The following is a 23,123-nucleotide window of genomic DNA, read 5'->3' on the forward strand; positions in this document are numbered from 1 at the left end:
AGAGTTATCATGCCACTCGTATTACAAAGGTTTCATAAACAATTGCTTACAGCGCTTGTTGCACTGGCCCTCTCGGGCGTTGCAAGCGCGTCTCTGGCCGCTACCAGTATGTCTCAAAACGAGCGAATGGATGCAAAAAAAGCGCTAATCAAGGCCATTGATAGCAAAGCAAAACAAGCACAAGTCATGAACGACATGATTTTCAGTTTTGGTGAGTTGGGTTTTCAGGAGTATCAAACGTCAAAATACCTCATTGATATCCTCAAAGAGAACGGGTTCAGCGTAGAGGAGGGCATTTCGGGGATTCCAACTGCTTGGATGGCTACGTGGGGAGAAGGCGAACCGGTTATTGCATTAGGGTCAGATATTGATGGCATACCCAAAGCATCTCAAAAGCCCGGTGTGGCTTACCACGACCCTATTCTTGAAGGTGCACCTGGGCATGGGGAGGGCCACAATTCCGGCCAGGTCGTTAACATTATTGCTATTTTAGCGGTTAAGGAATACATGGAAGCGAATGGCCTGACAGGTACGATCAAAGTGTGGCCCGGGGTGGCTGAAGAGCAGCTTGGCACCAAGGCCTATTATGTACGCGACGGGTATTTTGAAGATGTTGATGCAGTATTGTTTTCCCATGTATCAAACTCCTTCAGCACCAGTTGGGGAACGGGGCGTGGAAACGGGTTGATATCGGTTCAGTATAACTTCTATGGCGAATCAGCCCACAGTGCGGGCTCGCCTTGGCGTGGCAGAAGTGCGTTGGACGCTGTAGAGCTCATGGAAGTGGGAATGAGTTATCGCCGGGAGCATTTGCGGCTTTCTCAACGTATCCATTCTATTGTGGTAGACGGTGGCGACCAGCCAAACGTTGTCCCTCCTGTGGCGAGTCGCTGGTATTTTTTCCGTGAATCCGATTATCCGCACATTAAGTCTCTGTGGGAAATAGGTGACAAAATGGCCGAAGGTGCCGCCATGATGTCCAATACTACCTGGGAATCGGTAGTACTTGGTTCTGCATGGCCACAACACATGAACAAGGCGATGGCAGAAGACGCTTATGAAAATATAAAGCTGGTGGGTATGCCAGCATGGTCTGCAGACGATATAGCCCTGGCAAAAGCGCTACAGAAGGAAATCGGCGTTGAACCAGAGGGCTTGCGTACAGAGATCAGCGAATTGAGTGACCCACCGGATCCGAAAAAACTCACCGGCGGTGGTTCAGATGACATTGGTGATATATCGTGGCAAGTACCTACCATCACGCTTAGATACCCGGCGAATATTCCCAATTTACCCGGGCACAATTGGTCGAATGCGGTTGCCATGGCGACACCCATTGCGCACAAAGGTATTGTGGCTGGTGCCAAAGCCCAGGCACTTACACTTTTCGATTTACTTACCGATGACGCACTAATGGACAGAGCATGGGATTACTACAAAAACGTTCAGACAAAAGACGCGTCCTATACCCCCTTGCTCAGAGCGCAGGACAAACCTGCCGTACATTTGAACAAAGGCATTATGGCCGAGTTCAAGGGCGATATGTCTGAATATTATTACGATCCGGAAAAATACGACACCTACATGGAACAGTTGGGCGTGTCTTATCCCACAGTCAGAGAATAAACTAACTTACGAGCTACAGGCGGTGGGATAGCTCAGCGCCCGTGGACAGGAGTGTTGTATGAAAAAATTGATTAACGCGTGCCGTTTCGCAATGTTTTCAGGTGTATTGGTGTCCGCAGTGCAGGCCACCACGTTTACCACTGAACAACGCGAGGCAGCTAAAGACGAACTGGTTGCGACAATTGATAAACAAGCCAAGTTGGCACAGGTCATGAACGACATGATCTTCAGTTTTGGTGAACTGGGGTTTCAGGAAATTGAAACGTCGGCGTACTTAACTACTTTCCTCGAAGAACACGGTTTTGCGGTAGAGCGGGGGATTGCCGGTATTCCTACTGCCTGGTATGCCACTTGGGGAAGTGGAAAGCCTGTAATCGCGTTGGGCACAGATTTAGATGGTATCCCCAAAGCTTCGCAAAAGCCCGGCGTAGCGTATCACGACCCCATCGTTGAAGGCGCGCCCGGCCATGGTGAAGGGCATAATTCAGGTCAGGTCGTGAATATTATCGCTGCGCTGGCGATGAAAGAATATATGAGTGCCAACGGCATTGAAGGCACACTTGTGCTGTGGCCAGGTGTGGCAGAAGAGCAATTGGCCACTAAGGCCTATTATGTGCGGGACGGTTACTTCGACAACGTTGATGCCGTTTTGTATTCCCACGTTGGCAGCGGTTTCGGTACGTTTTACGGCAATCCCGGTATGTCAGGGATGGTATCGGTTAAATACAACTTCTACGGAGAATCGGCCCATAGTGCGGGTTCGCCCTGGCGTGGTCGCAGTGCATTGGATGCGGTAGAACTTATGTCAGTGGGTATGAACTATCGCCGTGAGCATTTACGCATTGCCCAACGAACACATGCCGTTATTGTGGATGGTGGGGATCAGCCAAACGTTGTACCGCCAAAAGCTACTGCCTGGTATTTTTTTCGTGAAACCGATTACCCCCACATTAAAGCACTGTGGGAAGTGGGTGACAAGATGGCTGAAGGGGCAGCGCTAATGAGCAATACTTCATGGGATTCTGTTGTTATGGGGACTGCCTGGCCTGGTCATTTTAATAAGCCGCTGGCGCTGGCGGCATACGAGAACATTAAGAAAGTGGGCATGCCGACTTGGTCGGATGCTGACGTGACACTGGCCAGAGCCCTGCAAAAAGAAATCGGAGCAGAAGTTATCGGGCTACCAGAAAAAATCATGCCCATGCGTGAACCTCCTCCACAGGACAAACTCACCGGCGGTGGCTCAGACGACGTTGGCGATATTGCCTGGAATGTGCCGACAATTTTTATGCTTTACCCGTCCAACATTCCCAATTTACCTGGCCACAACTGGGCAAATGCGGTTTCAATGGCGACGCCCATTGCACATAAGGGAATCATCGCCGGAGCGAAGGCTCACGCGATGAATATGGTCGATTTGTTTACCAACCCGGACTTGTTACCCGAAATGCACGCGTATTTTAATGATGTTCAAACCAAAGACATCAAGTACGAGTCATTGTTAAGAGACGGAGATGAACCGCAAATTTACCTAAATAAAGATATTATGGCCAGGTACCGGGACAAGATGCGAAAGTTTTATTACGACCCCGAAAAATATGACACTTATCTGGAACAACTGGGGATAAATTACCCTATGGTAAAAGGCGACGAGTAAGCTACTGACACGAGCGTGAATCGCTTGTGGCAGTGCATGGCCAGGGTTTGTTTTTTACAGGAAAACAGGCTTAGGTCAACCAGGTCTGCCGGATGGGGTTGCCTGTCTGGCCTGACATGCCCATGAGGGCAATCATGTGTACGTGCTCCGTTGAGCGTTTTCAGGCAGCCATTTTGTGCTGCCTTTTTTTATGTGGCCAGTTCGGTGACGATGGTTTTAGCCAGCAGCTCTATTGCCTCAGAGCGCACTTTTTGTGGATTGACCAAACACACGCCAATTTGACCCAGTTCGGGCAACGACTGTGAGGCAGACAGAACATGTAATCCATTGGGCACAGTACTTTTTGCCAGAACGGTTATTCCTAACCCTTCATTGATGGCGGTTTGAATGCCGTTGAGATCACCAATGGTATAAACTATTTGCCATTGCTTTTTACTTTGCGCGAGTAGATTGGTAGCTCGCTTCCTGTAAATGCAGGGGGCTGGGGCCGCAATAATAGGGAGTTTCTCTGGCAGGTTGTTGACAAACCGTTGGCTGCCTACCCAAACCAGCTGTTCGGTAACAATGTAACCGTCTTGGTCCGGATCTGGCTGTTCCTGCAACGACAAAATAAGGTCAAACTGATTTTTTAGCGGCTCACATAATAAGTCTTTGCTTAAAGCGCAGTGCACTTCCATAGAGACTTCCGGATAGGATTGCGTGAACCGGCGTATAATTTTCGGCATCAAGGTGGTCGAGAACTCGCTGGGTATACCCAACTTTATATTTCCACTCACCTGAGGACGGCCGAATTCCGCCATCGCCTGGTCGTTCAACATCAGAATTTTCATGCCGAACTCTAACAATTTACTGCCCGCCAAGGTCAGCGTTAAGCGATTTCCTTCGCGAGAGAACAGCTTCTCGCCTACGACGTCTTCCAACTTTTTAATTTGGAGGCTGATCGCCGGCTGCGTTCGCTTCAGACGTTCTGCACAAACTGTATAGCTGCCAGTTTGCGCAATGGTCACAAAGGATCTAAGAAAGTCGATGGACAAATTTTTCATGCCTACACTCCTACTGAAAATAGGAGGCAATCCTATTTTATAAACTTATGGTTCGATTGTTTTTATTAATTTTATTTATTCTTGTACTACAACTAGCATAAAGAAAACTAAAACACAATGGAGATAGAATGAACTCGTTACTAACCCCGCTCGAACAGTGCGACCCAGATATTGCTGCGGTACTTGAACAAGAGGCAACTCGACAAGAAGATCACATTGAACTTATCGCTTCGGAGAATTACACCAGTCAGGCGGTGATGGCTGCACAGGGGAGTCAACTGACAAATAAATATGCTGAAGGTTATCCCGCTAAACGCTATTACGGGGGGTGCGAAGCGGTAGATGTCGCTGAACAATTGGCCATAGACAGAGCGAAAGCGCTATTTCACGCAGATTACGCCAATGTGCAACCCCATTCAGGTTCTCAAGCAAATGCCGCTGTCTACATGGCGTTATTATCGCCAGGTGATACCCTTTTGGGACTCAGCCTGGATCACGGTGGTCACTTGACACACGGCGCCAAGCCGAATTTCTCTGGTAAGTTGTACAATGCGGTGCAGTACGGTTTGAATGCTGACACCGGAAAAATTGACTACGAGCAGGTACGTAGTCTGGCGAGAACTCACCAACCAAAAATGATTGTCGCTGGTTTTTCTGCCTATTCCCGCGTGGTTGACTGGCAGCGATTTAGGGATATTGCTGATGAAGTTGGGGCATTCCTGCTAGTAGATATGGCGCACGTTGCCGGTCTGGTGGCGGCAGGGGAATACCCCAGTCCAATAGATGCTGCTCATGTGGTGACATCAACCACCCATAAGACACTGCGGGGGCCTCGTGGTGGTCTTATTTTATGTAAAGGACACCCTGAGTTGGAAAAGAAACTGAATTCACTGATCTTCCCGGGCATTCAGGGCGGACCACTGATGCATGTTATTGCGGCTAAGGCAGTGGCATTTAAAGAAGCGATGACAGATGAGTTTACCTCTTATCAGAAAAACGTGGTTGCCAATGCCAGAGTCATGGCTGATACCTTTATCGCTCGCGGGTTTTCTGTGGTATCCGGTGGCACAGATAATCACATGTTTCTATTGAGTCTGGTTGATAAACAGATGACAGGTAAACAAGCGGATGCTTTGTTGAATGCGGTAAATATAACCGTGAATAAAAACACGGTTCCTAACGATCCCCAATCGCCGTTTGTTACCAGTGGGATCCGGATTGGTACGCCGGCAGTGACATCAAGAGGGTTTACTCTGCATGAGTGTGAGCAGCTTACTCACTGGATATGCGATGTGCTTGAACAACCAGAAAGTGAAGAAATACGCGATAAGGTGAAAGCATTGGTGGCCGGACTTACGCGTTCCCGTCCGGTCTATTGCATATAGGTGTGACTCCGAAACAGGAAAACTGGCCGGTGACCTTGCTATCACCGGCTCTCTTCAGCCGCAAAAAATTCACCAACTGCCTTCACATCGTGATAGCATTAATTATCATTAAACGATTAAGTGTTGCCATTTATTGGTATCCAAGCCTGCATTTTCTATCTAGTCTTCAAGTGAATTAATGAAAAAGAACAAGCTTACTTTAAAAGATGTAGCGCTTCAGCTAGGCGTGTCCACTGCTACAATTTCTAACGCATTTAACAGACCCGATCAGCTCTCGGCGGCTAAACGGGAGGAAATTTTATCTGCCTGCAAGAGAATAGGCTACAGCGGGCCAAACAAAGCAGCACAAATTTTGCGCAAAGGGCATTCTAGTATTGTCGCCTTGGTGCTTGCAGATAACATCGAATATATGGTGAGTGATCCTGTTGCCAGTATGTTTATTAAAGGGGTTTCCTCAGTATTGCAAGACGCTGGTAAGCATTTGTTACTCTATGCCGGTAATGCAGAGAGCGTCTCTGAAATCGTCGATTTTGTTGACGGTTTCATTTGCTATGGAGCGCCGGAAAATCCAGTGCTAGGTCAAGAACTGAATCAACAAGACAAGCCTGTGGTTACCGTGGATTTTGATCTCGGGGACTGGCCCTCGGTTAACATAGACAACGAAGCGGCAGCTTATCAGATAGCTAAGCACGCCATAAGGGCAGGTGATGATGTCGCCATTTTAGGGCTGAAACTCATTGACTCGCCAACCACGTGTCGCGTGTACGACAGTCCATTGCTTGACACCGCCACAGCCATTTCTCACCGACGGCTCGATGGCTATAAGCGCGCGATGAAAGAAAAGGGCTGTAAAATTAACAACGAACTGATTTGGCACATACCGGAAAGTAGGGGGAATTATTCGCGGCAGGCGGCCAAAGAAGTACTGAGTATTTCTCCGCGTCCCCACACCATTTTGTGTATGAGTGATATTATTGCTCTGGAATTACTTCAATGTGCGTTATCCATGGAAGTTGACGTCCCCCAAACGTTAAGAATTACAGGATTTGACGGTATTGACGAAGCGAAGAGAACCCGCCCGCAACTGACTACAGTGAGTCAATCCAGCACGGATAAAGGCAAATGCGCTGCTGAACTTTTTCTTTCTTTTAGTAAAGAAAGCGTTGTTTTACCCTTTACCATTTTCGAAGGCGAAACAGGTTAGGCGTCTTCTTTTATTCACATCCTCAGCTTTTCCCCGCCATCTTTTGGCGGGTCTCTGTGTCTTACACTATATTGTCTGTAAAAGCATAACTGTTTTTTATGCGAAATCTTAATCGAGTAAGATTTCTCTGCTACTGAGATATTAACAAATATTAAATTATATAAAATCAAGGTATTGATTTTTATATCTTATTTTTTGTTTTTAATGTTTTAATACTCTTTTTACTTTACAACTCGTTTACAGACATGGGTTTTTATATTACATTACTTAAACGATTAAGTTATCATTATCACAAAGAAATAAAAATGTGACAGCAATAATCGCAGTGAGAAACTTTAAACCATAAAGGCCTTTCTGGAGAAATCATGAATAAACGATACGCATTTAGTCAATTAGCGCTGGCTATCGGCAGCGTTGTAGTAAGCCCAGTTTTTGCTCAGGACAACACCGAACCTGCTGGCCAGGATCAAGCGAAATACGAACAAATTGTGGTGACTGCAACCCCTGGAGGGGCAACAATGCAGGAAGCCAGCGTGTCGGTGAGTTCATTTAACGAAGATGACATCGTTAAGCTCGCACCGCGTTCTACGGCAGAAGTATTTAGAGCGCTACCAGGCATTCGCGCAGAATCTTCCGGTGGTGGTGGTAACGCCAACATTACCATCCGAGGTATTCCTCTTGCCACGGGCGGCTCGAAGTTCCTGCAGATTCACGAAGACGGACTACCAGTACTCGAATATGGCGATATCAACTTCGGTAACGCAGATAACTTCCTTCGCTACGATTGGTCAGTGGCAAACGTAGAAGCCATTCGGGGCGGATCAGCGTCAACATTCGCCAGCAACTCTCCAGGCGGTGTTATAAACATGATCAGCAACACGGGCGAAATTGGTGGTGGTGCTATTGGTACCTCATTTGGTGTAGATTACGACGAGATGCGTTTAGATTTTCGCTACGGCGGAGAAATCAGCGATGATCTGTATTATCACATTGCTGGCTTCGCAAGAGGGGGAGAAGGGCCTCGTGATACAGGCTATGAAGGCGACAAAGGTGGTCAGATAAAAATGAACATCACCAAGTTGTTGGACAATGGCCATATTCGTTTCTATTACAAAAACCTTGACGATAAGGTATCTACCTACCTGCCCTCACCAGTACTTGTGAAAAGCAACGGTGAATTTGGTCCTGTTCCGGGGTTTGACGCCAGCACTCAGGCGCTAAACTCGGCATACAATACGAATATCTCGACTTTTGATAGCTACGGTAATCCTGAAAACCGCGACGTAAGAGATGGCATAGAATCAAAAGTGAGTTCATTTGGCGTTGAAGTTGACCTCGAGGTTGCCGACTCACTCTTTCTTCTAAATAAATTCAGGATTTCAGATATTTCGGGTGGTTTTATCGCTCCATTTACAGATGGTTTCCCATCTGGGCCGGGCGATGTATCTAACTTTGCTACCGCGTTGTGTGATGGCGCCCTGGACGGAAACGGCAATGCGCTGAATTGTGATAGCACAACGGTGACACTTGCAAACGGGCCAAATGCCGGAGACGTGTATGCGGGGCAGGCATTTACCAACCTTCAGTTCGATACGCGTATTAATGATTTAGGGAATATGATCAATGATTTCAGTTTGCGCAAAGAATTTGATAATGGTGTAGATCTCACCGTGGGCTATTATTACTCAAATCAGGATATTGCTACCAGTTGGTCCAGTTGGCAGACTTTCATTCAAACCCTGGATGGTTCGAATTCGCAGTTGTTGAATATCACTGATGCCGATGGTACAGCATTAGTGGAAAACGGGTTGCTCTCCGCAAGCTTTCTGTCGTGGGAGTGGGATCTAAACTACGTCACCAAAGCGCCGTATTTGAATATTGGTTTTGAGCTGGCGGATAATATTCTCATTGACGCATCGGTACGTCATGATACGGTTGATGCTTCAGGTGAACTCATCAGTGCCTGTTGCGGTGGTAATGCCGATTTTGACTTAAATGGCAATGGAGTGATTGAACAGATTGAAGATGCTTCGGCGCAAAATAGCGGTTTTATTAGTGGTGGGGTGATTAACCTCAACCGGGCCGGCGCAACATCGCAAATCGTAGATTACACGGCTAGCAATACTTCATACTCTCTCGGTGGTTCCTACTTGCTTAGCGATAGCCAAACTATTTTTGCACGGTATTCAAAAGGGGGCAGGGCACTTGCCGACAGATTGCTGCAAATTGGCGGTACGCTCAATGGAGATGGCAGTCTGACAGGTACCACCACTGGTTTTGATACTACCAAACAATTAGAGATTGGCTACAAATACGGGACCCGGGGCCTAATGTTAAATGCCACCTTGTTTGACACTGTAACCGAGGATACACAGGCTGAAGTGACCAGTGGTTTGACGTTCATGCGCGAGTATGAAGCAACAGGGTTGGAGTTCGAAGGTCGCTGGAATGCGACAGACAATATAGTGGTTTCCGGTAACCTGACGTGGACAGATGCCGAAATCAGCAAAGACGTAAATGAGCCAGAGTTGGTGGGGAACACGCCACGGCGTCAGGCTGACTGGATATGGACGATTACGCCTGAGTACGTTACGGACTTTTGGTCAGCAGGAGCATCGTTGCAAGGCTCAACTGAATACTATGTTCAGGACAATAACGACCTCAAACAAGACGCTTACAATATTGTGAACTTGTTTGCCACCTACTGGGTAAACGATCAGTTTTCAGTGTCTTTAAACGTTAACAATGCCACTGATGAGTTCGTTATTACGGAGTCGGAGGAGCGCTCTGCTGCGGTAGGTAGTTACATCAGGGCCCGGCCTCTAAACGGACGCACGACCGTGCTTTCAATGAAGTATTTGTTCGATTGATTGATGAAAGTTAAAAAAGCCCGCAAGATGCGGGCTTTTTTATGAGTGCTAGCTAGTCGTCTTGCCTGACAAAATGCATATCGCGCCATTCGTGGTTTTCTTTCTTTCTCACCGTAAACGGATACAAGGTGAAACCATTAACATTGTTTTCAACGTCCACTTCGAAGCGGATAAATGCATCGCTGGCTGCGTTTTGATTATCCCAATGAATGGTAAACGTGTGAGCATCAAAGGGTTCAACTGTACCTGTTAACATTGGCATTTTTTCCGAAGAAATTCGTATATCAGTACCCTGGCGTATCAGTGTAAACGCGCCAAACCAACGGTCGACAAACGTGCCTGTGTAGGCATCAGTTTCAAGCAGTACCCGGCCACTGCCAATGGGATTAACATAACTTTCCAGATACCGGGTTTCGCGCTCATCCTGATAGGACTGATATTGTGCCACCCAGTCGGCAGGCGCCGCCTCCGGCATGTAACCTTTCAATATGGTTTGCATCACGGCACCACGAGCACCGTAGTTTGACCCGTTATTGAGTACCACCACGCCTAAAGATAATTCAGGCACGAAGGCCACGTAAGCCTGGTAGCCCGACAAGGTGCCGGTATGAGAAACAACTTTATAGCCGTGAATATCCATGAGGCGCCAGCCCAAACCATAGGCTTTAAATTGCATGTCATCCCAAGCCCTATCAGTGTCATCTACCGATAATACAGTATGCGGTGAAAGCATATATTTCACAGATTCTTCGCTTATCAAGGGCTCACCAGAAGGAAGTTTGCCCTTGTCTAACCACATTTGCAGCCAGCGCAGCATGTCAGGTGCATTACAGGAAACGCCCCCGGCTGCAGCGGATACTATTCCCTTTGCATCAATTTGATTTCTGGGAATGGGATAAATACCGCGTTCGTCGTTGTGGCCGTAGCTCAGAGCCCTGTTGTCTAGTACTTTTTTGGGGACGTCACCACCGAAACAGGTCATGCCCAGTGGTTTAAATACAGACTCTTGTAAACGCGTTTCCCAGCTCATTTCGGTTTTACGCGCAACAAGTTCGCCAGCGGTGATGTACATTACATTTGAGTAGGCATATTCCCGACGGAAACTGTATTGCGGCGTGAGGTAGCGAAGGTTGTGAATAATTTCATCGCGGCTAAAGCCACTGGGCTCAGGCCATAACATACTGTCACCAGCCCCGGAGCCCAGGCCGCTGCGGTGTGTGAGTAGGTCGGTGATGTCCATTTCACGGGTCACCCAAGGATCTGCCATCTGAAACTCTGGCAAGATATCGGTGATTCGGGTATCCCATGACAGCACATTTTCATCAACCAGCTGAGCCACTGTGGTGGCTGTAAAGGCTTTACTGGTAGAGGCAAGCCGAAACCAGGTGTCTGGCGTAACCGGTAACTGGTTTTCTACATCGCGCAATCCGTGTCCGTCGAGATAAACTACCTCGCCATCTTTAATAATTCCCACACTCATGCCCGGCGTATGAAACTGGGTCAGTGCTCTTTCTATGGTGTTGGGCAAATGCTGCAGGTTCTCAGGAAGATTATTTACCGTGTCGGTCGCAGCCATGGCCGGCAGCGTCGAGCTAAATAAAAAGCAGGCCACACCGAGGCGAAAAGAATTTTTCATCACTTAATCCTGTGTATTTGTTAATATTTTATTCATTCTTTGAACCATATCACACAGATGTCAATGCTTCATCGACAATCCTTTGTCTGCCGGCGTTAAATCACTGCAGCTTAGGTCCGAGGTTGATCCCATACCAACTGCTTGAAGTGCTTTCTACACATTGATTCGTAACGATCATTCCCGCCAATTTCAACCTGATCACCAGCGGTGACTGCTTGGCCTTGTTCGTCCATACGGACGACAAAGGTCGCTTTGCGTCCACAGTGGCATACAGTTTTCAATTCGGTGAGTTTATCCGCCCAAGCCATTAGGTAGTGACTGCCGACAAAGGCCTCTCCGAGGAAGTCGGTGCGCAGACCATAAGCCAGAACAGGAATGTCCAGTTCATCGACAATTTCCACAAGTTGTTTGACTTGTGCCTTAGTCAAAAACTGCGCTTCGTCAATGAAAACGCAGTCAAGAGGCTTTTGCCGGTGTGAATTAAACACCTGTTTAAACAAGTTGTCATCGTTAGTGTAAAGGGTGGCTTCGGCTTGCAATCCAATGCGCGATGTAACCTTTCCCACCTCATAGCGATCGTCAATAGCGGCGGTGAAAATAGACACGTGCATACCCCGTTCTCGGTAGTTGTATGCAGATTGGAGTAAGGACGTAGACTTCCCGGCGTTCATTGCGGAATAATAAAAATAGAGCTGTGCCATAATCGGGTATTATTTTTCTTGTTCGAGCCAGTGCCAAAGTTGCGTATTGGGTTGAGGTCTGGCGTAGTAAAAACCTTGTAAATAGTCTACACCCATAGCAATAAGGGTTTCAGCTTGTTTTTTTGTTTCCACACCTTCAGCAATAGTTTTATAGCCAAATTCACCGGCTATGAGCAGCGTGGCTCGAATGATAGGCTCGCCCGTGGAATCGAGGTTCATGATAAAAGAGCGGTCAATTTTGATGTGATCAACCTGCAGCCGTTGCAATTGGCTTAGGGACGAAAAGCCGGTACCGAAATCGTCGATCGATACAGCAACACCGCGGGCTTTTATGGCATTAATTTGTTGCGATAGTTTTGCTAAATCATTGGCAAATACGGATTCAGTAACTTCCACGTGGAGGCGATGATTTTCCAGTGCAGAAACCGCCAGCGCACGGTCGAGGTGATGGATAAAATCATCTTCCATAAGTTGACTGACGGACACATTCACCGCTACCGATATGTCTTTATTTTCCCAGGACGCGGCTTGTTTACACGCTTCCTTTAACACCCATGCCCCTATGCTGTTAATAGCGCCGGAGCGTTCGGTAATAGGAATGAAAGTAGCAGGAGAGATCAGCTCGCCGTTAAACGACCAGCGAAGCAGGGCTTCAAAAGACCAGACATTGCCTGAAACGCTGGAGATTACAGGTTGGTACTGGAGACTCATCTCTCCTTTGTATACAGCGGTTCTCAGACCTTCCCTGAGAAACTGTTCGCGGCAGAGTTCATCAAAGATATGGGCGTTAAAAATACCTACGTGATGATGACGGTTACGCTTTTGGTGATACATAGTTAAATCAGCTTGCTGGATAAGTTTCCGCGGGTCATCACCGTGTGCCGGGCACAGTGAAATACCGATGGTGGCATCAAGGTTGACTTCGTTGTCATCCACGAAGATTGTTTCTGCGATGCGCTCGCGAAAGCGCTGGGCGATGGCTGTGGCATCAGTGCTACCTGCACCCGGTACGACAACAATAAACTCATCTCCTCCCCAACGAGAAAGATTTTCGCTGGCTGCTAACCGCTTCAGACGGTCTGCAATTTCCATCAGTACCTTGTCACCAACCTGGTGGCCCAGGCTATCATTAACTTGTTTAAACCCGTCCAGATCCAGAAACAAAAGGGCGAAGTGGCTGGCGTTAGCCGTGACTTCTTCTGTTCGATGTTTTAGTTCCTTGATGAAGCCGGAGCGATTCATCAATGCAGTAAGCGGGTCGAGTTTGGACAACCGCAGTATTTCTTCCGTGCGCAGCTGTACTTGTTCTTCTAGGCTGCTATTAATATTGTCGAGTTGTTGGTTACTTTTCACCAGTGCTTGGTTGATACGAATAACTTCATTGCGTTCTTTCTCCATTTCTTCAGCTAATTCCTGATTGCGCCTTTTTAGCGCAATGGTACTGACGAAAAATGTGTTGGTTTTTCCTGATGTAGCAAGCATGGTTATCCAAAACGCAATGCCTAGAAGGCCGAGTAAAAAAAACTCTGGGTGCGGGGACATCATGGCCATGAAAGACATGGGGACCAGAAGCAGTGTGCAGTATGTCCAAACCAGACCGCGGCTGGCTCCCAGCACGGTGGCCGCGCCTCCGGCTAGTGCGGATAAGACCACCATGGTCGTGGCGCCTTCGAAGACGGTCATCTTGGGAAAAAGGAGCACACTGTAAAGTGCCCAAACGAGGGCAGAGATCGCCACGCCAATGAAAAAGCGAATAAATGCCGGGGCCGGGTCTTGATCACGTCTGCGCAGAACTTTTATCCAAAACAAGGTGTCGAGAAACCGGCTTATAAGAATGGTGACAAGCGCAAACCAAAAGAGGGTTTTTAGCTGATGCGTTTCTGGCGAGTCGAAACCAAACGCCAATGCGGTTATTGCAGCTACGGAAACGAGCATGCCACTCAGGGCATTAGTATGAAGTATATGAACGACATCCCGCTGCGTTTTGTGGTCGGAAAAACTTGGATCGAATAATTGGCGCACTACTTAGCCCTGACTAATACCAACTGGATATCGGCTCGAAGAGATCACTCTTCTTGTTAAAGCTATAGCGCATAAGTTAGAAAAATCAATAAAAAAGGTGGTACAAGACCACCTTTTCTCAATATTTAGTAAGACAGATTATGCAGCGTCTTTGTCTACCGACTTCGTCCTGGCCTGCTGACTAAGTGGTTCAAGATCAAAGGTGAACTCATCAACCCGAACCGCGAGTTTGCGTTTCTCGTTGTAGTCGTGCAGCATGTCCGCCTCTTTAGCTGTAACCACACCCCGTGCCTGAAGTTTCTGCAACGCGTTTTCGAACGACAGGTAAGGCACAACAGGTTCCTTACGCAAGGCTTTTTGCACTTTACTTAACAAGTGAGCAACAGCATGTTTGGCCTTGAATGCCTTCTCGTTAATGTCGTTACCATCTCCTGGAACAGGACGCACTAAATGTGTAAGCTGTGCTTTAACGCTGTCGTCTTGCATCGACGCAATCGCTAGTTCGCAGGCTAATTTGTCGCTGATACCACTGACAGAGTTTGTGTACGTGCATGTCAGCAAACGCATCAGGCCCCGGGTTGGCGTGTTCGGGAAGTTTGCAACAAAATCAACCAGCGCTTGCTCCGCTTGTTGCAGGGTCCACTGCATGGCGTACTCAAAATAGGGTTGCGCCAGCTTGCGGTCTTCTACCCGTTGCTCGTAGAAGCGGATTGCCGCCATACCACCGTAAAGGTAACTCATAACATCACCTAAGCGGGCAGAGAGCAGCTCGGCTTTTTTAAGGTCGCCACCCAATACGGCCAACGACAAGTCTGCCATCGGTGCCAATTTGGCCGCCATCGCGTTCAGTCGCTTCTCGTACTTGGTTACTTCCGGGTAAGCAGATTCTGCGCTACGCAAAAAGGGGAGATAGCTGGCAGACAGGCTTCTGAACGCATTTTTAACACTAAACCCGATGGTTTTTTTCAGCACCTTGTTAAACTCACCATCAGCACTACTGTCGTTGCTGTGAATCAAATCAACCATTTCTTTTAAGTATGGGTGACAGCGCATAGCCCCCTGACCAAAAATCATCAGATTGCGCGTGAGAATGTTGGCACCTTCCACGGTAATTGCGATGGGCAGGGCGGAATATCCGCCAGCAAGGGTGTTTTGAGGTCCGCGCTGAATGGCTTTCCCCGCGAGGATATCCATCGCCGAGTTCATGACATCGCGCCCCAGTTCTGTCATATGGTATTTGGCAATTGCGGTAACAACTGAAGGTTTCAAACCTAACCCCAGCCCTTCGGTGGTTAATACGCGCATAGATTCAAGGAGGAAAGTCTTGCCAGCGATGTCAGCAAGCTTGCCTTGAATACCTTCGAAACGGCCAATGGGTAAACCAAACTGTTCACGGACAAAGCTGTATTCAGCTGCCGCCTTGAGGGCGCTCTGACCCGTAGCAACTCCCATGGCTGGGAGTGAAATACCACGCCCTGCACCAAGGCAGCTAACCAGCATTTGCCATCCGCGACCAATATTTTTCTGGCCACCGATAATAAACTCCATAGGGATGAAAACATCTTGTCCACGGGTTGTGCCGTTGTAGAAACGCTGGCCCATAGGATCGTGGCGATTACCCAGTTCCACGCCAGGGTGGGATTTGGGTAACAACGCACAGGTAATACCCAATTCGAGTTTGTCGCCTAGTAATTGGTCGGGATCAAACACTTTAAATGCCAGTCCAAGTACAGTTGCAATAGGTGCCAGCGTAATATAACGCTTGTCCCAGCTTACTTTTAGGCCAATAACCTCTTCGCCTTCCCACTGACCTTTAGTCACAATGGCCGCATCTGGAATGCCGCCTGCGTCAGAACCCGCTTCCGGGCTGGTTAACGCAAAACAGGGAATATCGTCACCTACCGCAAGACGCGGTAAATAATAGTCTTGTTGTTCTTTGGTACCGTAATGCATTAACAACTCACCGGGACCAAGGGAGTTGGGAACCATGACTGTGACAGCAATAGCCCCGCTTTTGGCTGCCAAGGTTGCCACAATCGTAGAGTTTGCATAAGGACTGAACGCTAAACCACCAAACTTTTTGGGAATGATCATAGAGAAGAAGCGGTGCTTTTTCAGAAACGCCAGTACTTCATCGGGAATGTGTTTTTCGTTTGCCAATTCAAAATCGTCAATCATACCGAGCAATTCCTGAACCGGCCCATCCATGAAGGCTTGCTCTTCTGCACTAAGCTTGGCCTGGGGAATTGCACGAAGTGCATTCATATCAGGTTTGCCCTGATAAATAGACGCCTCTAACCAAATATCGCCGGCATCAAGTGCTTCCTGTTCTGTAACTGAAATTGGAGGAAGAACTTTTTTAAGGCTTTTTCGAATACTCATTTTACTCATCCGCTCATCTGACCAGTTGTTGTATCTAATACTACATGACATTTTATAAAGATCAAATTTTATGTAATGACGGTGTCAACGCTTCGCAGTTCATTTTCCAGCGTCGCGGGTTTTAGCGTCTGTTTTATAAATGGTTTTTCTTCTGTATTAATGTTTTTTTAAGTTGACGTTGCGACAGGGAAAAACTTACACATTCCCCCGTTTACGGATACACTGTCAGTGTGTAAAAGAAAAAGGATTCAGGGGAAATGCGAACTCTGCCTGCGTGGGTTATCTGGTGCATGGAGAAACCCAAAACCGTATTGTTGTTTTTTACTATTGCTTGCATTGCGTTAGGCAGCGGTGTTGGTAATTTGTACTTTAGGGGAGACTACAAAGTTTTCTTTGAAGAAAATGACCCGCAAAAGCTCGCCTACGAGGAAATGCAAAATGTTTTTAGCAAGAGCGAAAACGTTACTTTCTTGATATTACCTAACAACGAAAATGTCTATCAGCCAACCACGTTCAAACTTCTAGAGGCATTAACGAAAGAAGCCTGGCAAATTCCATTGTCTATTCGGGTAGAGTCGCTGGCCAATTATCCTTTCACTTACGCTGATGAAGAAGGGATGGTAGTGACCGACCTTATCAAGAAGGGGCAGATTGACAAGGATCACATCGAATGGGTGAAAAAGTCCGTCGCGCCGCTTGAAAATGTCCGTGGAAGGTTGATATCCATGGACGATAAAATGGCGGTGATCAACGTTACCATTCAGTTACCAGAAGGCGACCAAACACCCAATATAATGAAAATTGGCGCATTTTCCCGGGAACTTGAATCTCGCTTTGAAACTGAGTTTCCCGACCACGAGATTTATCTATCCGGCATTGTTGTAATGAATGATGCTTTTGCATTAACAGCCCGAGACGATGCCGTTACGCTGATTCCACTGATGTTTGTCATTATTGCTGTCGCAATTAGTCTCATGACACGCTCGTGGGCAGCGGCTGGCATTGTGTTGGTTGTTGTGGGGGGCAGTATTGTTATGACGATGGGCTTGGGAGGCTGGTATGGCCTTTTTCTCAGCCCATCTACGGTGAATGTTCCCACGATGGTGACAACACTGGCGGTGGCAGATTGCCTGCATGTTATTGTGAGTTACCGTCAAAAACTCTCAGCAGGGCTCGTTAAACACGAGGCGCTAAAAGAAAGTCTACGGATCAACTTTAAGGCGATAAAACTCACCAGTGCCACGACAGCAGTGGGGTTTCTTATGCTCAATTTCGCCGAAGTTCCCATATTATCTCACTTGGGAAATCTGACTGCTGTGGGAGTGATGTTGGCCTGCGGCCTTTCACTCACTGTTTTACCGGCACTACTAATACTGGCGCCAGTGCCGAAAACCACAGGTGCCAATCACGGTGATCAGCGCGTAAGAAAACTCGGTATATGGGTGTATAATCACCACCGCAGAATATTGCCCTATTCCGTTATTATATTGTCTGTATCGTTACTGTTCTGCCTAAATAACCGTCTTAATGACGTGGCGGTGGAATACTTTGATTTATCCTCGCCGTTCAGGCAATCAGTAGAAATACAAAGACAATATATGGGGGGCATGTCCAACATCGACTTTGCGGTTTATACCGATGAAGCCTACGGCATTAACGATCCGGCAGCGATGAAGGAAGTGGATGCGCTGGCAAAATGGCTGCGTTCTCAACCCGAAGTTAAACACGTACTTAGTTTTGCCGACATAATAAAGCGGCTCAACATGAATATGCACGATGATGATCCCAGCGCTTTTACTTTACCTGAAACTAAGGAGCTGGCTGCCCAATATCTGTTGTTGTATGAGATGTCATTGCCCTATGGGTTAGATTTGAACAATCAGGTAGATTTGGATAAATCGGCAGTGCGTATTATCGCTATTCTGGATAACCTGGGCAGTGATGAATTTACTGAGTTTGAAAGGCGAACGAAAACCTGGTTCAACAAGCTAGCTCCCCATTTACGCCTTGAGGCAGCCAGCCCTGCATTAATGTTTGCACATATTGGTGCACGCAATATGGAAAGTATGGTGTGGGGGTCGGTGGCAGCACTGGTTGTGATTTCCATAATTATAACTCTGGCACTTCGCTCCTGGCGTTTAGGGCTGGTTAGCTTATTGGCAAATCTAATGCCCGCAAGCGTGGGATTTGGCGTTTGGGGGATAATGTCGGGTGAGATTAATATGGCATTGTCGGTTGAATTGAGTATGACCATGGGTATCATTGTCGACGACAGCGTGCACTTTTTATTGAAGTATCAGGCAGCTCGGCAAAATAAAATGAACGTCAGGTCAGCAGTGAGCTATGCTTTTCAAACCGTTGGCAGAGCAATGATCACGACTACTTTAGTGCTGGCAGCAGGATTCGGAGTACTGTTATTCTCAGATTTCAGGCTCAATTCAGACATGGGGTTGATGACCAATATTATTATCATTGCCGCATTATTAATTGATTTACTCTTTTTACCGTCTTTCCTTATTTGGCTTGATAGAGAAAAGAAACACAAAATGAGGTACGCGACATGAGTATTTTTCGTCCTTTATCTGTTATTGCGCTCGCGTGTGGTTTGGTCCTTTCGGGATCTGCTATGGCTGACGCTGCTTCGGAAGCCGAAGGGTTGCGCATTGCCACTGCGCGAAAAGACGTCAACCGCGGATGGGTCAACACAGTCGCAACCATCACCATGACACTGCGAAACGCCCAAGGGCAAGAAGCGGTCAGGGAAATGAGGGTGAAAACCCTGGAAGTGCCCACCGATGGCGATAAGGCGCTGACAATTTTTGACTCGCCAAGAGATCTCAGCGGTACGGCGTTTCTGAGTTTTTCACATATAGACGCACCTGATGAACAATGGATTTTCTTGCCCGCAATAAAGCGGGTCAAACGCATTTCAACCAGTAACAAGTCAGGGCCGTTTTTGGGCAGTGAATACGCATTTGAAGACATGACGTCCTTCGAAGTACCAAAGTTTACCTATGATTTGCTTGGTGAAAGAGAATACCAGGGCGATGCCGTGTATTTGCTGGAACAAATACCATTAGATGAGTTTTCCGGGTACTCAAAGCAAATTGTTTGGATAGATAAAGCACACTACCGCCCAAGAAAAGTTGAGTTTTTTGACCGCAAGGGAGCGCCCTTGAAAGTGCTGGAGTTCGATAACTATCAATTATTTGACGATGAGTTCTGGCGACCAATGCGCAGTTTTATGTACAATCTGCAAACGCAAAAATCAACGGAACTGATTACCCACTCACTGGTATTCGGGACAGAATTAGAGGAATCGGATTTTGACAGTAACAGCTTGCGCAGGGCGCGATAGCCTGAAACAGGGTGCCATTGCTTTGATGCTATCTGCGATGGTATCGCCGTGGGCCTTGGCAGATATGCCCGGGATAGATATCAGTGGGTCGGCGGGAGTAGAAACCCGGTATTTTCTTCAGGATGCAGCATATCCTGAGCAGCCCCGTTCCCAAGTGTCCGCTTTTGCCTCTCCGGAACTCTACACCGAGTGGAACGATCGCATGGACAGTATTCTGTTCAAGCCTTTTTTGCGATTGGATCAGCGCGATGAAAAAAGAACCCATGCAGACATTCGCGAGCTCATGTGGATGCATGCTGCGGATAGTTGGGAAACCCGCATTGGTATCAGTAAGGTGTTCTGGGGGCAGACGGAGTCTATTCATCTGGTCGATATCATCAATCAAACGGACATGGTTGAAAATATAGACGGTGAAGACAAGCTCGGCCAACCGATGATAAACCTAAATGTATACGGCGATTGGGGAACGTTATCGGGTTTTGTCCTGCCGTATTTCCGAGAGCGCACATTTCCCGGAGAAGACGGGCGGTTAAGGCCTCCTGTGGAAATTCGTGACAGTGATGCTAGTTACGAATCTGACGATGAAGAGAAACACATCGATATTGCTTTACGCTGGCAGCGTTCAATGGGCGATTGGGAAATCGGCTTGTCGTACTTTGACGGCACGACCAGAGAACCTGAACTTCTGGCCTTAGCCGATGCAAACAATACGCCGTATATTCAACCCTACTATGCGCAAATACAGCAGTATGGTGTTGATTTACTGAAAGTTCAGGGGGCTTGGCTGCTTAAATTTGAAGGTATTTACCGCGCTGGGCAAAGTGAAGATTTTGCCGCTGCGGTGGCTGGTTTTGAAAGAACCTCTGTGGGAATTTTCGATACTAATTATGACCTTGGTGTGTTGGTTGAATATCAGTACGATGAGCGTGACGATAATTTCTTCGCAACGGGTCAAAATGATATCATGCTGGGGCTACGCTGGATTTGGAATGATATAGATGGCACTGAAATTCTGACTGGTTTCATTCAGGATCTAGACAATTCAGATACATACTCGGCCTTTGTGGAAGCATCCAGCAGAATGACAGATAACTGGCGCTGGAAGTTAGATGCTTATTTTTTCTCGTCTGATCAAACAGACGACACATTTTACTATATGCGGCGTGATGACCATATACAGGTTGCGCTGGAATACTATTTCTGAAAACGGGATTGATGAATGAAAAAAGGAATTGCCTTAGCAACCATGCTTGTCGCGAGTTTTTGCTCTCAGGCGACAGAAAGAATGTACGGTGTGGCAACAGTTGGATATTCGGACGCTGAATTGGGATCTACGGATAACTCGGGGGTGGCGTATAGCTTGGCTTTGGGGCATCAGTTCAGTAGCCAATGGTACGTAGAAGCGGGTTATCACAATCTGATAGACGAAGATGACGGTCCTGATGCACTCCAGGCTGAAGGGCTCTATTTGGCGGTATTAGGTAAAGCTGGGGGCAGAATTGGTGAGTTGTATTACAAGTTAGGCATCATGGATGTTGATGTTCAAGGTATACGCGTAGCGGGTGAGGGTGATTGTGCAGTTGATGCCGTGGACGCAGAAAGCGCAACAAATTGTGGGTTTGATGAAGGGATTGTCGCCGGCATGGTTGGGTTAGGTTTCGATTACCACATTGGCCTTAACAGCATGCTTCGCTTGGAAGCGTTACATGTTCGCGGCCAGGATGATTTCTCTACCAGCATGATAAATGTGGGTTTTCGTTATAACTTCAACTAAAAAGTAATCTGATCTGTGTTTTTGCGGGTAAACATGAGTAGGTTTTGGAAACGGGCGTTATAGTGATGAAAAACGAATTAGACAGCAAGTTTCTCCTGCGGGTGTTTGATAAAATCCGGCAATTTGGTGATAAAACGGACGAAAAATATCGCCTGAATGGTATTGTCGCTTTTACTGATCTCGATGGTTACACGTTGTTTGTCGAAGATGCGCAGGTGAAATTACAGTATGGCTTTCACAATCAGTACCACTACGATTATCCCTCTCAGGCTGCCTTCGATCAGTTTGAGAAGAAACTGAAAGAAATCGATAGTAGACACTAGCGAAACGTCACTTTAAAGGGTGTGTTAACTGTTTGACTCCTCTGAGCTTTTCCGATTTGCAGCCATTCCGGTGGCGAATTCTTGCTTAATGAGTACAATGAGGCAAAATCCTGAATCTGAGAGAATGCCTTGTCAGCAGCAATTAAACCTCCTTCTTTTTCATTATCTTTTCTTGGCCCCCGTTTCTGGGGGATCTGGTTCGGTGCAGGGGTGTTGTACTTCTTGTTGTGGTTGCCTTTTCCGGTCATCCGGTTATTAGGCAGTGGAGCAGGTAAGCTCATAGCCAAAATTGTACCTAAACGCGTACGTGTTGCCAGACGAAATTTGGCCCTGATGTATCCAGATATGTCCGAGGTGAATCGAGAGGTGTTATTACAGCGAAATATTCGTTGTACAGGTATGGCTCTTTTCGAAACAGGCATGGGATGGTGGTGGCCTGCCTGGCGTATTAAAAAGCACGTCGAAATAGAAGGTTATGAGCACGTTGAGGCTGCCGTCGCAGCGGGAAAAGGCGTATTTGGAATGGCTTTGCACAACATGAATCTGGAGTTCGCCTGCCGGGGTTTAGGTTACACCCATCCTGCTATTGCATTTTATCGCAAGCACGATAATCCCCTAATGGACTATCTTCAGTATCATGGCCGCGCCCGTTCAAATAAATATATGATCCACAAAAGAAACGCCAAGGCGCTATTAGCGGCTTTGGACAACAATGAATTGTGTTTGTATTTGCCCGATCAGGACTACGGCAGGAGCCAGAGCATTTTCGTGCCGTTTGGTGGGGTTAAGGACACGGCGACGACAACGGCAACCCTTATGTTCATCAGAAGAACCAATGCCGTGCCGATTATGATTACGTCGCAGTTTACCGACAAGGGATATAAAATTAAATTTTATCCGCCGATGGAAAGCTTGCGCGACATGGATGACATTCCGGCATTGACACTGCTGAACAAGCATATCGAGGCGGCGGTTGGAGAGCAGCCGGAAAGCTATTTATGGATGCACAAGCGCTTTAAAACCCGGCCTGACAAATCCGCACCGTCTTTGTATGATTAGAGACGTTAATAGCAGCTGATGGCGTTATATTTTTCCGCGTTGTAGCATTAATGGCGCTATTGCATTGGTAAGCGCATCTCTGA

General features: G+C 47.3%; 16 protein-coding genes. 11 read left to right on the plus strand and 5 right to left on the minus strand.

Going from position 1 to position 23,123, the window contains the following annotated elements; genetic code table 11:
* The first annotated feature begins 9 nt into the window (after window positions 1-9).
* Window positions 10-1,626 carry an amidohydrolase gene (locus KO518_RS07775; RefSeq protein ID WP_216025251.1) on the plus strand — a complete coding sequence of 539 codons (1,617 nt, stop codon included), beginning with the start codon at window positions 10-12 and terminating at the stop codon, window positions 1,624-1,626.
* A 58-nt stretch (window positions 1,627-1,684) separates the two neighbouring features.
* The gene (locus KO518_RS07780) at window positions 1,685-3,283 is read left to right on the plus strand and encodes a peptidase dimerization domain-containing protein (protein ID WP_216025252.1); all 1,599 of its coding nucleotides are present in this window, start codon (window positions 1,685-1,687) and stop codon (window positions 3,281-3,283) included.
* A 188-nt stretch (window positions 3,284-3,471) separates the two neighbouring features.
* Here the strand turns inward: KO518_RS07780 and KO518_RS07785 are convergent, their stop codons facing one another.
* On the minus strand, window positions 3,472-4,326 hold the full coding sequence (locus KO518_RS07785) for a LysR substrate-binding domain-containing protein (protein WP_216025253.1): 855 nt from the start codon (window positions 4,324-4,326) through the stop codon (window positions 3,472-3,474).
* 128 nt (window positions 4,327-4,454) lie between these two features.
* On the opposite strand from KO518_RS07785, the gene glyA reads away from it, so the two are divergent.
* From glyA to KO518_RS07800, 3 genes are all read left to right on the plus strand, one after another.
* Window positions 4,455-5,711: a serine hydroxymethyltransferase gene (gene glyA / locus KO518_RS07790; RefSeq protein WP_216025254.1), complete on the plus strand. Its 1,257-nt coding sequence runs from the start codon at window positions 4,455-4,457 to the stop codon at window positions 5,709-5,711.
* Between the two features lie 178 nt (window positions 5,712-5,889).
* The gene (locus KO518_RS07795) at window positions 5,890-6,915 is read left to right on the plus strand and encodes a LacI family DNA-binding transcriptional regulator (protein WP_216025255.1); all 1,026 of its coding nucleotides are present in this window, start codon (window positions 5,890-5,892) and stop codon (window positions 6,913-6,915) included.
* A gap of 365 nt (window positions 6,916-7,280) precedes the next feature.
* The gene (locus KO518_RS07800) at window positions 7,281-9,785 is read left to right on the plus strand and encodes a TonB-dependent receptor (RefSeq protein WP_216025256.1); all 2,505 of its coding nucleotides are present in this window, start codon (window positions 7,281-7,283) and stop codon (window positions 9,783-9,785) included.
* 52 nt (window positions 9,786-9,837) lie between these two features.
* On the opposite strand, the gene KO518_RS07805 is transcribed toward KO518_RS07800, so the two are convergent.
* The 4 genes from KO518_RS07805 to KO518_RS07820 form a co-directional block, all read right to left on the minus strand.
* Window positions 9,838-11,421, minus strand: coding sequence for a serine hydrolase (locus KO518_RS07805; RefSeq protein WP_216025257.1), 1,584 nt, complete (start codon window positions 11,419-11,421; stop codon window positions 9,838-9,840).
* Window positions 11,422-11,531: 110 nt separating this feature from the next.
* A complete protein-coding gene (locus KO518_RS07810; RefSeq protein ID WP_216025258.1) occupies window positions 11,532-12,122 on the minus strand; it encodes a thymidine kinase in 591 nt (196 codons plus the stop codon).
* 9 nt (window positions 12,123-12,131) lie between these two features.
* Window positions 12,132-14,144, minus strand: a complete 2,013-nt coding sequence (locus KO518_RS19890) for an EAL domain-containing protein (RefSeq protein ID WP_216025259.1) — start codon at window positions 14,142-14,144, stop codon at window positions 12,132-12,134.
* Window positions 14,145-14,282: 138 nt separating this feature from the next.
* A complete protein-coding gene (locus tag KO518_RS07820; RefSeq protein ID WP_216025260.1) occupies window positions 14,283-16,526 on the minus strand; it encodes an acyl-CoA dehydrogenase in 2,244 nt (747 codons plus the stop codon).
* A gap of 257 nt (window positions 16,527-16,783) precedes the next feature.
* Here KO518_RS07820 and KO518_RS07825 point away from each other — a divergent pair, with 257 nt between their 5' ends.
* The 6 genes from KO518_RS07825 to lpxL all read left to right on the plus strand — a co-directional run bounded on the left by KO518_RS07825 (window position 16,784) and on the right by lpxL (window position 23,040).
* Window positions 16,784-19,090: an RND family transporter gene (locus KO518_RS07825; protein ID WP_216025261.1), complete on the plus strand. Its 2,307-nt coding sequence runs from the start codon at window positions 16,784-16,786 to the stop codon at window positions 19,088-19,090.
* On the plus strand, window positions 19,087-19,884 hold the full coding sequence (locus KO518_RS07830) for an outer membrane lipoprotein-sorting protein (RefSeq protein WP_216025262.1): 798 nt from the start codon (window positions 19,087-19,089) through the stop codon (window positions 19,882-19,884). Before KO518_RS07825 ends, KO518_RS07830 begins: the two co-directional genes overlap by 4 nt.
* Entirely contained in the window at window positions 19,853-21,088 is a 1,236-nt protein-coding gene (locus tag KO518_RS07835; RefSeq protein WP_252736016.1) for a hypothetical protein, read from the plus strand. The genes KO518_RS07830 and KO518_RS07835 overlap by 32 nt, the downstream gene beginning before the upstream one ends.
* Before the next feature lie 15 nt (window positions 21,089-21,103).
* Entirely contained in the window at window positions 21,104-21,658 is a 555-nt protein-coding gene (locus KO518_RS07840) for an outer membrane beta-barrel protein (protein WP_216025263.1), read from the plus strand.
* A gap of 65 nt (window positions 21,659-21,723) precedes the next feature.
* A complete protein-coding gene (locus tag KO518_RS07845; protein ID WP_216025264.1) occupies window positions 21,724-21,981 on the plus strand; it encodes a DUF3081 domain-containing protein in 258 nt (85 codons plus the stop codon).
* A gap of 129 nt (window positions 21,982-22,110) precedes the next feature.
* Window positions 22,111-23,040, plus strand: a complete 930-nt coding sequence (gene lpxL / locus KO518_RS07850) for an LpxL/LpxP family Kdo(2)-lipid IV(A) lauroyl/palmitoleoyl acyltransferase (protein WP_216025265.1) — start codon at window positions 22,111-22,113, stop codon at window positions 23,038-23,040.
* Window positions 23,041-23,123: the final 83 nt, after the last annotated feature.

The sequence above is a fragment of the Aestuariibacter sp. A3R04 genome, from assembly GCF_018860805.1.
Classification (GTDB): Bacteria; Pseudomonadota; Gammaproteobacteria; order Enterobacterales; family Alteromonadaceae; genus Alteromonas.